The organism is Brevefilum fermentans, assembly GCF_900184705.1.
Lineage (GTDB): Bacteria > Chloroflexota > Anaerolineae > Anaerolineales > Anaerolineaceae > Brevifilum > Brevifilum fermentans.
The window spans coordinates 1054477-1068335 of record NZ_LT859958.1 but is presented as its reverse complement, the minus strand read 5'-3'; the positions used below and the strand labels follow the sequence as shown (position 1 = coordinate 1068335).

14 protein-coding genes are annotated in these 13859 nt (G+C 40.0%); 9 read left to right on the top strand and 5 right to left on the bottom strand.

Annotated elements, in window-relative coordinates; translation table 11 throughout:
• Positions 1-285: 285 nt before the first annotated feature.
• The 4 genes from CFX1CAM_RS04775 (at position 286) to CFX1CAM_RS04760 (ending at position 3508) form a co-directional block, all read left to right on the top strand.
• On the top strand, positions 286-609 hold the full coding sequence (locus tag CFX1CAM_RS04775) for a plasmid mobilization protein (protein ID WP_087861918.1): 324 nt from the start codon (positions 286-288) through the stop codon (positions 607-609).
• A complete protein-coding gene (locus tag CFX1CAM_RS04770; RefSeq protein ID WP_087861917.1) occupies positions 570-1877 on the top strand; it encodes a relaxase/mobilization nuclease domain-containing protein in 1308 nt (435 codons plus the stop codon). Before CFX1CAM_RS04775 ends, CFX1CAM_RS04770 begins: the two co-directional genes overlap by 40 nt.
• Before the next feature lie 213 nt (positions 1878-2090).
• The gene (locus CFX1CAM_RS04765; RefSeq protein WP_173745466.1) at positions 2091-2864 is read left to right on the top strand and encodes an SMODS domain-containing nucleotidyltransferase; all 774 of its coding nucleotides are present in this window, start codon (positions 2091-2093) and stop codon (positions 2862-2864) included.
• Positions 2865-2926: 62 nt separating this feature from the next.
• Entirely contained in the window at positions 2927-3508 is a 582-nt protein-coding gene (locus CFX1CAM_RS04760) for an SLATT domain-containing protein (RefSeq protein ID WP_087861916.1), read from the top strand.
• A 275-nt stretch (positions 3509-3783) separates the two neighbouring features.
• On the opposite strand, the gene CFX1CAM_RS04755 is transcribed toward CFX1CAM_RS04760, so the two are convergent.
• The 4 genes from CFX1CAM_RS04755 to CFX1CAM_RS11325 all read right to left on the bottom strand — a co-directional run bounded on the left by CFX1CAM_RS04755 (position 3784) and on the right by CFX1CAM_RS11325 (position 7763).
• A complete protein-coding gene (locus CFX1CAM_RS04755; RefSeq protein WP_087861915.1) occupies positions 3784-4503 on the bottom strand; it encodes a hypothetical protein in 720 nt (239 codons plus the stop codon).
• Positions 4488-6566 carry an ABC transporter permease gene (locus CFX1CAM_RS04750; protein ID WP_087861914.1) on the bottom strand — a complete coding sequence of 693 codons (2079 nt, stop codon included), beginning with the start codon at positions 6564-6566 and terminating at the stop codon, positions 4488-4490. Before CFX1CAM_RS04750 ends, CFX1CAM_RS04755 begins: the two co-directional genes overlap by 16 nt.
• Positions 6566-7450 (bottom strand): ABC transporter ATP-binding protein, encoded by an 885-nt coding sequence (locus CFX1CAM_RS04745; RefSeq protein WP_087861913.1) that lies wholly within the window; start codon positions 7448-7450, stop codon positions 6566-6568. The genes CFX1CAM_RS04750 and CFX1CAM_RS04745 overlap by 1 nt, the downstream gene beginning before the upstream one ends.
• Before the next feature lie 163 nt (positions 7451-7613).
• A complete protein-coding gene (locus CFX1CAM_RS11325; protein ID WP_157891707.1) occupies positions 7614-7763 on the bottom strand; it encodes a hypothetical protein in 150 nt (49 codons plus the stop codon).
• Between the two features lie 811 nt (positions 7764-8574).
• Between CFX1CAM_RS11325 and CFX1CAM_RS04740 the strand changes: the two genes are divergently transcribed.
• From CFX1CAM_RS04740 to CFX1CAM_RS04730, 3 genes are all read left to right on the top strand, one after another.
• Positions 8575-9675, top strand: coding sequence for a CHAP domain-containing protein (locus CFX1CAM_RS04740; RefSeq protein ID WP_087861912.1), 1101 nt, complete (start codon positions 8575-8577; stop codon positions 9673-9675).
• Between the two features lie 9 nt (positions 9676-9684).
• Entirely contained in the window at positions 9685-10665 is a 981-nt protein-coding gene (locus CFX1CAM_RS04735; RefSeq protein WP_087861911.1) for a hypothetical protein, read from the top strand.
• Positions 10666-10824: 159 nt separating this feature from the next.
• Complete coding sequence (locus CFX1CAM_RS04730; RefSeq protein ID WP_087861910.1) at positions 10825-11286, top strand: PDZ domain-containing protein; 462 nt, start codon at positions 10825-10827, stop codon at positions 11284-11286.
• A gap of 57 nt (positions 11287-11343) precedes the next feature.
• Here CFX1CAM_RS04730 and CFX1CAM_RS04725 read toward each other — a convergent pair whose 3' ends face one another.
• The gene (locus CFX1CAM_RS04725; protein ID WP_157891706.1) at positions 11344-11697 is read right to left on the bottom strand and encodes a hypothetical protein; all 354 of its coding nucleotides are present in this window, start codon (positions 11695-11697) and stop codon (positions 11344-11346) included.
• Between the two features lie 342 nt (positions 11698-12039).
• Between CFX1CAM_RS04725 and CFX1CAM_RS04720 the strand changes: the two genes are divergently transcribed.
• Both CFX1CAM_RS04720 and CFX1CAM_RS04715 read left to right on the top strand, forming a co-directional pair.
• The gene (locus CFX1CAM_RS04720) at positions 12040-13236 is read left to right on the top strand and encodes an amidase domain-containing protein (RefSeq protein ID WP_087861908.1); all 1197 of its coding nucleotides are present in this window, start codon (positions 12040-12042) and stop codon (positions 13234-13236) included.
• A complete protein-coding gene (locus CFX1CAM_RS04715) occupies positions 13236-13793 on the top strand; it encodes a hypothetical protein (protein WP_087861907.1) in 558 nt (185 codons plus the stop codon). The genes CFX1CAM_RS04720 and CFX1CAM_RS04715 overlap by 1 nt, the downstream gene beginning before the upstream one ends.
• Positions 13794-13859: the final 66 nt, after the last annotated feature.

Here is a 13859-nt window from a genome sequence, read left to right as displayed (position 1 = left end):
TACAGCATTAAGTAGCTATTGATTATCGCTCTTTTCATTGTTTAAGAAACATTCTTCGTGTCTTTCGAGCATGTGTTTCTCAGAGTACAAGTTTGATAATGATTTGCTTTTTCACGATATGCAACTCTGGCAAAAAATTCTTGAGTGATGTTAATCATACAAGAACGAATTATGGTCTTAGCAAGCAAAGGAAGTGTATATACACATCCGCAAAAGGTACTCCGTTATATTGGTGAATAATTCTGGATTTGTTGAAGCGTTAGTGAAAGGGTTATTAGAAAAAGCATGAGAACAAGAAGGAACCTGATCATATTCTATGTCAACGACGATGAACTTCAACGGATTGAAAAGAAGCGAAAAAGTATTGGCATAAATTCACGCAGCACATATCTGCGAAAGGTTGCCATCGATGGTTATGTGATCCATATTGATTATGCTGATTTAAAGGAACACACCCGACAAATAAGGATGATCGGTATCAACATCAACCAAATCGCTCATCACCTTAACGCCACAGGTGAGATCTACCAATCTGACCTGAAAGCTATACAGGAGATGCTGGAGGAAATTTGGCGATTACAAAGATCCATCCTATCAAGTCTTCGCTGAAAAAAGCCATAGCTTATGTTGTTGCTGGTGGGAAAACTGATGAGGGTTTTCTGGTAACGAGCTTTGCCTGTACACCTGAAACGGCAGATTTGGAGTTCAGTTTCACACTTTCCCATTGCATGCCAAAGGGCAATAATCTTGCTTTTCACTTAATCCAATCCTTCAAGCCTGATGAGATTGATCCAGAGACCGCCCATAAGATTGGCATTGAATTAGCCAATGGATTCTTGAAGGATGAATATGAGTACGTATTGAGCACCCACGTTGATAAGGATCACATTCATAACCACCTGATCTTCTGTGCAGCAAATTTTCTGGATCACCGTAAGTTTGTCTCCAACCGAAGAAGCTATTATCAGATTCGGAAAATAAGTGATCGACTGTGCCAGGATTTCGGTCTTTCCGTTGTAATACCGGGTGAGGAAAATAGAAAAACATATAAGGAATACTTGGCTCACCAAACAGGCACAAGTTGGAAAACTGATCTTCGTCGAGCGATTCGTCAAGCCCATAATCACAGTCAGACCTATGAAGAGTTTCTTCTGCATCTCACAGTTTCCGGCTTTGAAACCAAACAGAATCAGGGAATCTTGTTTCGAAAAATTGGACAGCAACGCTTTGTTAAAGGTGAAACGTTGGGTTTGCCTTATACACTGGAGCAGATCAAGAAGAGCTTTTTGCAAAAACAAACACTTGAGAATAAGTCCATAACTTCTGAATTCCTTCCTTCCCTGATCGATATTGATGCGAATCTGAAAGCCATGCGGAATAAAGGATATGCCCAATCTTTGGAGATTAAGAATCTGAAAGCAATGTCAAAGTCACTGCTATTTTTGGAGGAACAGGGAATTTATACTGTTGGATCGCTTGATAACAAGCTTAGAGAAGTAAAGGATGAATTTGAAGCAACTCGAAAAGAGATAAAAAAGTTGGAAGACAAAATATCCGAGTTATCCGAGATCGCAAAACACATTAGAACAATTAAGGAGATCACAAGAAACTCCGAGACACACATGGCTAACTTACCACAATCAGAACAAACAATTCTTCGATCATCAATCAAAGCTCTAAAAGAAGAAGGGATAGGACCTTTTTCGTTAGACGTTCAAACAGTGCAAAAAGACTTGCAAAACCTAGATGATAAGAAGCGTCAGCTTTATATTCGGTACGGGGAAGTAAAGGTGTTTTTGAGAAAAATCCGAACTACTAGATCAAACCTAAGTTGTTTATATTTGCCTTCCCAAAATCTTGAAGTCGATAAACAATAACTCGGAAAAAATTCAATATGTTGAAGTAAAACTGATACCTATATCAAATCTAGATTATTAAACGGTATAATCAAAAGAGGGCATTTCCCTGCAGCTTGCTGCGGGGAGGCTTCATTTTCACTTGAATAATTATTCTACATAAGTTTTTATCAAACACGGAGGTGAAATATGGGGATACCTGTCAGACGATGAGGCGAAGTTGTTTCGAATGAAATCAGAAGTAGAATTGCTATTCGTTATAAAACTGTAACTCGGTCAATCAATAAGGCATTCTGGGATATGGAGAGTGAGACACTTCATAGCCTTTACGTTGGATCGTATGGCCGAGGTACTGCTATTGATGATAGTGATATCGATATCTTGATAGAATTGCCTGAGGTTGAATATAACCGTTTTGATGCAGTCTGGGGTAATGGACAGTCACGTTTATTACAAGCTGTTCGAAGTGCGATATTAGAAAGTTATCCTCGGAGTGATGTTCGCGCTGATGGCCAGGTTGTTAAAATCGCTTTTAGCGATGGGATGAAATTTGAAATTCTTCCCGCTTTTAAAAAAATCTCCTATTATGGGGCTTGGAATGGTCAATATACATATCCAGATACAAATATGGGAGGAAATTGGCTTTCGACGAATCCTAAGGCAGAACAAAAAGCAATGCAGGATAAAAACAAGAGCAGTAATGGACTATTAAATGATACCTGCAAACACTTCAGAAGCATTAGGAATGATTATTTTGGTAGTTATCACCTCTCAGGCATCGTGATTGATAGCTTTGTCTATGCTGCGATACAAGGGTGGCATTGGCTCTTAGACAGCCAAACCTCTTCAGCAGCAGAGGGAGACTATGAACGAGCATTACGTGCTTATTTAGAAAAAATAAGCCCTTGGTATCATTTGGAATCACCTGGAAGCGATCAAGCACTCAATACCAGTAAAAGTATAGACTGCCTGATTAAAGTCGTTGACCTGATTGCAGGTCAAAAATGAATGCAAGATAATTTATTGGTTTTTGTATACCCTGGATAAATTAGGTAAAGGAATTAGACTCCATGGAAAACTCTTCTCAACACCGGGATAACTTATACGTCCAAATCAGAGAATGTTACGGACGAGCAGTATACACTTACACCACTCATCATAAGAAGGTGGTTAATCTAGAGGTAAAGAATAAAAGGATTAAGCTTTGCCAGATTTTTCTTTCAGCCATTTCCGCTAGCGGTTTTATAGGTGCAATCATAACAAATGAAAGATCTTTTACGGTTATAGGTGGAATTTTTTCGACGCTCTTGCTTGCTGTCAATCTTTTTTTCAAAGATAATAACTTAGTTGAAGAGGCTAAGCGGCATTATAGCACCGCAATAAACCTGTGGTTGGCTAGAGAAGACTATATATCTCTTCTTACCGATTTTCCAATATTATCGAGTGAAAAGATTGTTCAGATTAGAGATGACCTTCAGGCTCGTGTTTTTGAAATTTACAAGTCATCACCAACAACCGACAAAAGGAGCTACCTTGAAGCACAAAATGCATTGAAGAAGGAAGAAGAACAATTCTTTAATCCTGAAGAAATTGATATGATGCTTCCAATGCATTTACGGAACAAAGGAAAGCTTTCCTCTGAAGTAAACTAGGCGTTGGATAGGAGCCATAACAAACTGATCGATTCGATTAATCCTAGCGAGTTTCCTTTCCCAGAAGCCGCGCGGTCTGCTCAGTTTATCTCTACAGTGGTACAGAGCGGTTTTTAAAACTGTATATCCTTGATCTTTCGCTTTTGCTGCAAAATGAGAAGTCTCAGAGCCTCTTTTTTTCTAGATGGCAGAGAGACGATCAAGGTCAAAAAACCATTGGATTATTAGTATATGTACTCTGAGAATCTCGTAAATCTGTAAACCAATCAATACATCTACCTTGCACTGGTCACGTACCGCAGATTCTTCTTATAGAGCCAATAGCACAAGACCAACAGGAGAATTGAGATAGCACTAATAACCAGGCGATTTGGGATTAGAGAAGTTATCATATACGGCCTGTCCCTATAAATCATCCATTCCAGAAATGGATAATAGACAATGTCATTAAAGGTCAGTCTGGTTGTCATCGTCTCAGAATGTAGGTAGATATATAACCAAGAGGCTATACCTACCCCAGCCCCGACATAAGCGTTTTTTGTGATACCAGTAGCAACTCCCATCAATCCTGAAAAAAACAGCGTTGGAACAAAAAGTGTGAACATCATGATAGGAGGCAATATCGGTCCATAAATCAAATTAGCAATCAAAACGATTAATATGTTGGCTAAAGCGCTAAGCAAGAGGAAGCCAACAATTCGATAGAGCCATAAGCGTTCCATGCTTTGCCTGGTACGGATGAAATCAATTGAGCCGTTCTCAACCTCTTTGAGTAAAATAAAATTCCCTACCAATGACAGTAGCAACGGCATGAGTACGCCCATCACAAAACTCATGAATGGTTGCAACTCTACGGCGTCACTAGTTGGTGCCATTAGGGCGAGATAACCAAAAATCACGACAGAGAACGCGATGATTATCCCCAAAACCTCTCTATGCAACTTCAGAAACTCCAAGGAAAAACGCCGAGCAAAAGCTTTTAATTTTGGGGGCATTGTTGCTCTAACCTTTCCAGACTGTACCCAGTAAGCTGCAGAATTGAAGATTCCAAATCCTCATAGTCTATCCACACACTGCTTTTTTCCTCTTTGAGTTTTACCAGTACATTCCAGAACTCTCCATCCTCCATGCAACGATCAAGTTGGGATAGCTTAACGATTAGTTCATTCTCTTCATCTTTGTCGAACATCCTTGGCACAGCATATATTGAAGCTGGATCGGAATCAATCGTTTGATACACTTGAATGATTGAGTCCAGATCAACTGTTTCCGGGCTTTGTTCCGAGGCAAGTTTGAGACTGAAATAATACAAAAAAGGCATAACGCTTTTGTCATCAGGCACTGAACGAGTTGGTTGTAGACAGCTGAAGCGTTTAAAAAGACAATTTTGAAGACTTGGGTCATCTGTTCCTTGTCTCCACCAGGCTTGAATCACCTCTAAAGCAGCTTCAATTTCCAACTTCGATGGTGTGGCATCTGGCAAAAACATCGTGAATGGCGTTGACCGTAGAAAAAAAGTTCCATTCTTATCCAAAATACTTGATCCAACAATGGGGAGAATGATGGTATTCTGTTCTTCGTTTGTTTCCATTGCCACACGCTTCATAAGTCCGCTGAACTTGGTTTGGATTAACTCATAATGACTTCGGGTGTCCGAATCAAGCCACTCTGGCAATAGAGCTTCTTGTCCGTTTATATCGCCCTCTACGTAATCCGCTCCCCCAATGATCAATACCTCGGGTAAGTTTTCTTCCCAGGAAAGATTAACCACTCCGTTTGCAGTGCTGTTTTTATCGGCGCTGGAATAGTTAATGTTTATCGTTTCAGGTATCCTTAACTCCAGCCTGGTCAAATCGCATTTACTAAAGGGATGCCATTGCCCATGAGCTAGAAGTAACAATCTGGATTGATCTATATAACCACCTGGCAGGAAACCAACCAAAGAAATTTCAGGATCCTGGAAGAGGTTAGAGTAAGAATAATTCGGCAGAATGAAATCACCTTCATACCCAATACTGTATGTGCCTGGTGACGTTTCTTCCACAGTGACTGGTTTGTCCATCAGGCTTGGAAGCAGCAGTAGATGCTCACGGATATCAAGCCCCTTCTTGAGCTGAACCGAAGCCGTTCCCTTTTCAACATAACCATGCTCGTTGATCACTATGACAACCTCGTAAGAATCCAAAGCGTCACACACATCGTTGGATTTGTAAAGAGTCTCTAAATCAGGTTGATCAACGATAAAACTTCCTTGATAATTCAGTCGAGATCCTAAGTAAATGGTTCCTGCAATAAAAAAGAGGAAAAAAGAAAACCAGAGAATAGTATTTTTCAGTTTCAACTTGCCCTTGTTTGCAGGGAGGATAAAATGTCCGATAAGTATCGCTAACAGAAGTAAGCTGATGGATAGCATCAGGAAATACCCCCGATTAAGTTGGAGAGTTTCCCGAATAGGACCGTATCCATATAGCAGCCCGAAGGATTCTGAGACGTAGTATTTGACCAAATCAGGCCAGACAGTCTGGCGAATGGCTAACCATATCAGACTAATGAGGGTGAAAGGCATTGCTAAGGCAGGTTTACGTAACAGCAGACCGGATAAGATGCTCAATACTGTGGCGAAAAGAAATGTTGACGTAAAAAGATAAAACCATATAGATGCACCTTGAACCAATCCTGCCAAATTGTTGAATGATACTCCCCTGATTAGCATAATCACTAAAGTTGGAAGCAGTAGAATCAGAACTCCAAAAAACATTGCAAAGAATTTAACAAGTACTAAATTTGCTCTGAAACTCGGACGCGCCCATTGTATTTGAGATTGTTTTGAGACTTCCATCAGGAAGAAGCGGGTAGCTAAAACTCCATAAACAATTGACGTAAACAGGAATACACTTCTAGAGAGGTTATTAATATATACTGGAGAAAAGGTGTTGCTATTCTTGAAGCTTATGTCAGCAAACTGGAGTACGAGCGCCAGGACAAGAATAAGCCAATGTATTTTTTCCAGTAAAAAGATTTTAAGCTGAAATTTTAATTGCCTGAGATAGTTCATCATCAGCTTTCTCCGACCCCATCTTGATTAACCAGAAGCATATATGCATACTCCAATGTGGGTTCCAGCGTTTCGCTCCCTTTCTCAATTTCACTGGTTTTCGGAGAATAGAGCGCTGTCACCTCTTCATTCTCTTGGTCGAGAGTGAAGGAAAAAATCAGATTCCGCGATCTAAACCTTTCCCATTCGCTACCGGTTTTGATCTGACATGACCAAACCTTGCCCCTCGCTGTGTTGATCAACTCTCGGGTGGATCCGCTGAAAATGATTTTCCCATGGTTGAGCACTGAGAGCATATTTGTTGAGGCGGTTATATCCTCGGTGATATGGGTGGAGAGCAGAACTGTCTTCTCAAGACCGATCTCTGAAAACAAGTTTCGAAATCGCACCCGTTCCTCCGGATCTAATCCAGCGGTAGGTTCATCGGCAAAAATCACCTGAGGCTCATGAATCAACGCCTGGGCGATAGCCACTCTTTGTTTCATGCCTCCGGAGAATGAGCCAATTCTTTTCTTCGCTTGATTCGCCAGGTTCACTTGCTCAAGTCGTTTCATTATCAAAGGACGGTCAATGTCTCTCCCGGAAAGAATGAGCATGTATTCCAGAAACTCTATTGGAGTTAGATTTGGATAAAGGCTGAATTCCTGAGGAATAACCGCGATTCGCTTGCGCACCTCATCAATTTCATTGACGCAGTCATAACCCGCCACTCTTGCCGTTCCCGATGTCGGTTTGAGCGTCCCAGTGAGTATTCGAATTAATGTTGATTTCCCGGCACCATTTGGTCCCAATAAACCGTATACGCCACGCGGCACATGCAGGTCAACATCATCCAGAGCTTGTTTGTCTTTTCCATAAATTTTATTCAGTCCTTCTGTAGTAATCATTTTATTAGGAACCTCATTTCATCATTCGTCGAGTTAGTAAAAACTAAAAGTGTTGGGGATCCGATAAGTGATTCAGTAAATGCACTTTTCCCATTTTCATCACTAGGTTCACAATCAATTAATTTTTTATTTATCAAGTCTGGGAACTCGCTTGTACCTACGTTCACATCCCCGTTGTGAAAGAACGCTTTAATTGTTGGATGCCTACAAAATTAAAGATAGAAAACAAAGTTTGAACAACTAATAGAACTACGATCGTTCCTAAGAAAACAAATTCAAGGTTTCTACCCTTTTCGCTCTTTTCATTTTCCATTTCAAATCCTTCCATCTTCTTTTCAAAAAGTTCATTAATAAAGTAAACGTTTCAAATGCGATTAATGTTTCACCTCTCAAATAAAAGGCTCAAAATCGAAAGCAATAAAAATTCTCTTGAAGTATAAACGAAAAAGTTGTTACTTGAGAGTATGCACACAAGGTTAAGGTAGAAACTAGAGTGAAAAGAGAGACCAACAATACTTTCAATACAAGGCAGCAAAGTTTGATTTGAGTAAAACTAGTTGGTTTCAACTAAGCTGATTTTAAGATTAATTACGATCTCCAGATCAAATTGAATATTAAACAATGACTCGAATTCTATATCATCTTGTACCGCTTGAAAACTGAGTTTCAGTCAGCTGCCTTACAGGCTTTATCCCCAGAAGTTAATGAACTAACTCAACTAATCTCACAACTTGAAGCTTAACTGACGATAGCCAGTATTTACGAATCAGATTCATTTCTTTTTACTTTCTATCGACTTTTTAGTTGAATTGTCGAGGAAGGTATAAGGGCATTATCCACGTGTGTAAGGAAACGTATCAACATGTAATGCTAGGAATTGAACTATCAAAAGAACAGCCACTGAAACACTTTTATGATTCACTTCGTTTAATAAATATGACGAGGTGTTAGTGAACCAGAACAAACAAGAGAAATATTGGTCACTATGAAATCTTCTAAACTTGTTTTGAACATCCTGTACATTGGACTGTCTGCCATTCTATTATTCAGTATTCATGGTGCTTGTTTACCGGCTTGTACCACTGTTTGAAAGCGATAAGTGAAAAAACAATAAGGAGCATATCTTGCATGCAAACAAAATTATCAAAGCCACTTATTTGTTGCTAAGTGTGGGAACACTTCTCTTAGTATTACTCGTACCTCCAGGTCCTACAGTATCTGCCTGTGACTCTTCTTCTTTATTCTCATCCAGTTACTTTTTTATTGATGATCACAATGTGCACAAAGAACTGAGCTTTCTCGATGACTCTGATTTTTCTTTTTCTTACTCAGACGAATTTACTCTTTATGAGAGATTTCGACAAGAGACTCCCTATTCAGAGCCAGAGAAGATATTGAGAAGGATCTCTTTAGTAGACGAACAGATGTTTTTAGATATTGATATCTGGCTAAAAAATGGAAAAGCCATTACAAACTGGCTCAATGGTCTTTCAGAAATCTTTGATTATAAAGAAGTAAACTTGCTAGAATCAAAAACAAGTTCTGACAAATATACTGTTGCAGCAATAAGTTATACAACGGGTTCGTATCCTAGCTTACAACTCTCAATCGAGATGAAAGATCATTTTGTTCAGCTAAATCACAAGTTTACCAACGACATCAACGATCTTAGGATGTTTGTTCACATCGTAAAATCAATTAAATTGGACAATAACACCTCGCTGGACGAAATCTTCGGCACCATTATTACGGTATCGTTGGAAAATTACTATACTCTAAACCAAAAGCTCATTGATGAAAAAGAAGTCATCATATCTGCCGAACGATGTTGTGGATTATATAGCCCTGGGAACCCTTTCCAATGTTGTGATACAAGTAGCTCGTTGGGAAATTGTACGTGGCACGTTTTTTATATGTATGGTGGTGTGCCTTTTAGAGGCAATGCAGATGAATGGTATTACCAAGTTTATATTACTCCTGGATGGGAATCCTCTAATACTCCTCCTTATACATCACAAAATATTGGATGGCATGAACGTGGGGATATGGGGCATGTTGCTTATATTACGAGCCATACATCTACAGTTGTAAGCGGTTCCGAACAGAATTGGTGTCAGGCGGGATGCCCTAGTCGCTTTTATAGTAGGTCTGCCAGTTTCTTTGAAAATTATTTATATAGAATAAGAGATATCATTCCTACATCCCCACTGCTAATTATTGATTGAGGTTATCTGATGAAAAAAAACTGTGCGATTACTATAGCAATTTTGTTCTTCTGGCTTACTGCTTGTGGGGTACCTCCAGGTCAGGATGAAACTAATATCACAAACAAAACTTTCACCGACTTTGAAACACTGACGGAAGTGCCTTCACACAGCACAACCCCATATGCAGCTACCGAACCAATCCCAATCAACACACCAACCCTTACACTAACAGAGGCGCCCTCCCCGACACCGGAGCCTACTCAGACCCCTTTACCCTCGCAAGGGGAAGGAGAATTTCCTGACATGGAAACCACATACGAGGCGATGCGAACCGACCGGGAGATGCGGTTGGCAACCATGGCGGCTCCTGTTCTGGAATGTGAACTAGCTCCTCGTGTTATGGGCTGGCGCAACTATCACATTGAAGAAATTGGTCTGTCCATGCAATTGCCCGCGGATTGGTCAGATGTTGATTACACTACCTATCGACCAAACCAGTTAAAAATGTTTAAAGTGAGCACCTACGGTGTTGCAAGCAGCAGTGCAATGATATTTGGAGAAGGGGTCACTTTGCATGTTTGGCATGAACTCGAGACAAAACTCATTCCTTTCATAAAAGAGCTGCGAGTGTGGGCAGCAAACCAAGAGTACATTTATGCGACACTATTCTCTCCTTTGCCGCATGTTAACTCGATGGTGAACGGTCATCCAGCTTCAATTGCATATGTGCCTGAGCACAACTTTGGAAAAATGGGGTCTGAAGCTAACATCGTCGTAGTCACCAAAATCGGGGAATACGTGATTTTAATGATTTACCAACCCCGTCCTGCATATGATCCGACCGAGACCTTAACCACGATTTTGTCCAGCCTTACGATTAACGGTCTCGAAGGTGGGGAAACGGATATCGCTAAGACTGTGCGCTGCCAGATGATTCTCTTTTCATGTCTTAGCCAGTGCCATTTCAAGATGGATGAATTGACCGATGACAGTATATTTAGACCATAAAATGATGAAGAATAATCGCATTCTTTTGAGATACTTTATTTAATAAACGTCTTAGGTCTGAAAAGTATCTTTTTTTCAGACCTAACGGGTGGTTAAATTATTTATGACATAACTTACACTGTTGGGAACTTTCCCTTTTTATAATTAGACGGAGACGTGATGAATAAAAAGAAAATTTACTCACTTATTGAAATTTCGTTACTTTTCATATGCTTGGTAACCGGGTGTATTTCGCAAAACTCGACAAAAGAGCTTCCTGATCAAAGCGAAGAAACAAAAATAGTAGCATATGCTTTGTTCCCACAGCCAGTCCTCGGGATTGTTATTGATGGCGACGGAAAAACCCTGTATGTTGAACCCGGAAGCGCTTCGGAGAGAGCAGGTCTTGTGTCCGGCGACATCCTGATTAGCATAGATGGCGTTTCAGTAACCTCAGAAAGAGATAAGGTTCGGGAAGTGATCCGGTCAAACACAGAAGAAATGAAGATGGAAATCCAATACCAAAGAGGAGAAAACGTTATTGTTGCTCTGATCACGCCCTCTCAGAAAATACAACATCCTGATGATCAGACACCCAAGCGTACACCAACACCAGTATTTCCTCCTGAAGATTATCTTTAATTAATAAGCCTTCCGGCATTACAACCGGAAGGCTTGGCATTTTCAAAAAATGTAGCTTTAGTTTATCTCGACCTCTTTCAGGTTAGCTCTACTTTCCAGACGTTCATCGGTAGCAGCTTTTCCAGCTCGAAGCCTACCATGGATGGATTGCTTCTCGGTAACACCATCTCGCTTGTCCAGATGGTGAGTAACCTGCACCCGGCTATCATGGTCCTCAATATCCACGCTTTCCGGTGAGCCATCATGATCGAAATCCTTTTCAGTAACTTTCTCATGGCTGTAGTTGGATAATTGGGGGAACTCAGGCACTTGAGGATTCGAACTGAGGTTCATTTGAAACCTACTCTCCAGCACAAAATCAACCACATCCGCATAGTAAGCCGTGAGCCCCATCGCGCTTTTCTTCGGCAACGGTAGGTAAACCTGCCTGATAACCTTCCGTACCTTCTTTGACGAAGGTGAGCGCTTGATGTTGTTGAAAGTAAGGCAGAGGCATACGGCACATGTAAGGTTATTAAAGGAAAAATATTTTTGCTTTCGCAATCACTCGCTTGAAATCTAATTCATATGAAACACTTATGAAGGAATTCCGTCTATATTAATAGAGAACAACCCATCAACGGAGCGTGGTCTTTATGACAGAATCATGGTCGAAGTATTGAAAGGAGGTATTACATAATACTTTTACTTTAGCAAACGAATAGTTCACCAATTTGTTTAACATCAATTTTTTATCTTGGAAGGAGATGGAAAATGAAACAAAACAGAATTTTTCAAAAAATAAGTTTCCTCTTGATTTTTGGTCTACTCCTTAGTTCTTTTCAAACAGCTTGGGCTAGTCCAACAAGAAGTGTCGATTCCCAGTTTCGGCATAGCAGTGTCTTTTTATCGGGTGTTGGTGATGATCCAATCTCTGAATCCCAAAACCACGAAGGTGAAATAATTGCTTCTGTTAAAAAGTATTTTGAAGCTCGCTACCAAAACCTGATAGGATTGAAAGATGAAAACTATATAAATAGTTTCATCTCTAATGACCAATCAGACCCCTCATGGATCCAATTAGAAGGATTACGGTCAAAAACAATTGGAAAAATCAATTCAAGCTTTTATCTTCCATATGAAGAATATGAGATTGACCTTTCCTTTTCTGAGATAAGTATAGATGGAAGCTCAGCTACCGTTTTCTTGAATGAGAATGGGCTAGTTACTTTCAAGGATCCGACAATATTACCTGTTGAATTGTCTGAGATAAGCCACAAAATGCTACTTATCGATGATGGTACCGGCTGGAGGATAATAAATGATAATTACCAGGATGCTTTTACCTTTCAAATTGAAGGCCGATCAGAGGATGAGATATTCTCAACCATTGAAGGAAACATTGTTAATCAAAAGAGGGAAGTTGAGATTTTTCCCCCACAGGATTACACGGCACCCCCATCTAATTTTATTAATCTCACATACAACAGAACAGCTGCTGTAAATTATGCAAATACTTGGAAAAATGGGGTAAATCCAAGTTTCTGGCAGGAATCCCAAGATTGTACAAATTTTGTTTCTCAAGCCGTTTATGCTGGCACTAACCAAGTAATGTCCACTCCCAATGATTACTACAATAAGTGGTATTTTGATTCTTACACGAAGTCAGGTTCGTTTCCCTGGATTAATGTTGGTGGTTTCTATAGCTTTCTCACATCTAACACCGGAAGAGGTCCGATTGGCTATAGCTCTGGGTCATACCTATGCTATCTTAGTGGTGGCGATGTTGTTGTCATGCAGTATACATCAGGGGGATGGAGACATGCAGTTTTAGTTACAGCACTCACTGGTAGCTGTCATGACTATACAAAAATCCAAGTGGCAAGCCATTCACCATTCGGTTCTTACAACCTTGCATACTTTTCACCATCGAATTTCTTTGCATTGAATATCACAGGATATAACAACTAATGTCAGCTAAACGAGTTTTTCCATGGATAGTTATACCCATCACTCTTGTTATTTTAGCGACCTTTCTCCTGGGAGATGCTCAAGAGCGAAAAGTTATGGCACTTGTTGAAAAATATGGCGGTTGGATTTCGTTGAAAGAACCTTATAAGGCCAATAGCTTCGATCATTACAATGATACTGAAAACTGGAAAGAAACAGAACAACTCATTGGTCAAGCTTCCCTTAAATTTTCAAGCCAAAGCGAATTCACTTGTGAATGGAAGCCTATCCACAAGATAAAAAATATAATTTGGTTAGTTACTAATTGCGCAGAAAAGCTTGGAGACCATAACGAATATCGTACGGCATATATTCTGTTCAGAGTAGGTTCTACAGGTTTGATTGAATCGTTCTATGTGCCTATTGGAAACGATTACGTAGAGTTAATTGAACCTTTTGTGAAAGGTCCAGAAGATATGGAAATATCGGAAACCCGAACAGAAAATTTAGAACTGCGCCTTGCTTCTTCAAACGAAATACCGCCTCTCGTGTATGAGGGAACGGGTCTTTTGAAGTAAGAAATTTTCTTTCAAACTCTGCCTCCTAGAAAAAAGCCACTGAGTATTTAAAGTGGCTTTTCAATT

What these genes read in the sequence shown, in the direction of transcription:
- CFX1CAM_RS04775 (WP_087861918.1), top strand. Translation starts at nt 286, where the DNA reads ATGAGAACAAGAAGGAACCTGATCATATTCTATGTCAACGACGATGAA.
- CFX1CAM_RS04760 (WP_087861916.1), top strand. Translation starts at nt 2,927, where the DNA reads ATGGAAAACTCTTCTCAACACCGGGATAACTTATACGTCCAAATCAGA.
- CFX1CAM_RS04755 (WP_087861915.1), bottom strand. Translation starts at nt 4,503, where the DNA reads ATGCCCCCAAAATTAAAAGCTTTTGCTCGGCGTTTTTCCTTGGAGTTT.
- CFX1CAM_RS04750 (WP_087861914.1), bottom strand. Translation starts at nt 6,566, where the DNA reads ATGATGAACTATCTCAGGCAATTAAAATTTCAGCTTAAAATCTTTTTA.
- CFX1CAM_RS04745 (WP_087861913.1), bottom strand. Translation starts at nt 7,450, where the DNA reads ATGATTACTACAGAAGGACTGAATAAAATTTATGGAAAAGACAAACAA.
- CFX1CAM_RS11325 (WP_157891707.1), bottom strand. Translation starts at nt 7,763, where the DNA reads ATGGAAAATGAAAAGAGCGAAAAGGGTAGAAACCTTGAATTTGTTTTC.
- CFX1CAM_RS04735 (WP_087861911.1), top strand. Translation starts at nt 9,685, where the DNA reads ATGAAAAAAAACTGTGCGATTACTATAGCAATTTTGTTCTTCTGGCTT.
- CFX1CAM_RS04730 (WP_087861910.1), top strand. Translation starts at nt 10,825, where the DNA reads ATGAATAAAAAGAAAATTTACTCACTTATTGAAATTTCGTTACTTTTC.
- CFX1CAM_RS04720 (WP_087861908.1), top strand. Translation starts at nt 12,040, where the DNA reads ATGAAACAAAACAGAATTTTTCAAAAAATAAGTTTCCTCTTGATTTTT.
- CFX1CAM_RS04715 (WP_087861907.1), top strand. Translation starts at nt 13,236, where the DNA reads ATGTCAGCTAAACGAGTTTTTCCATGGATAGTTATACCCATCACTCTT.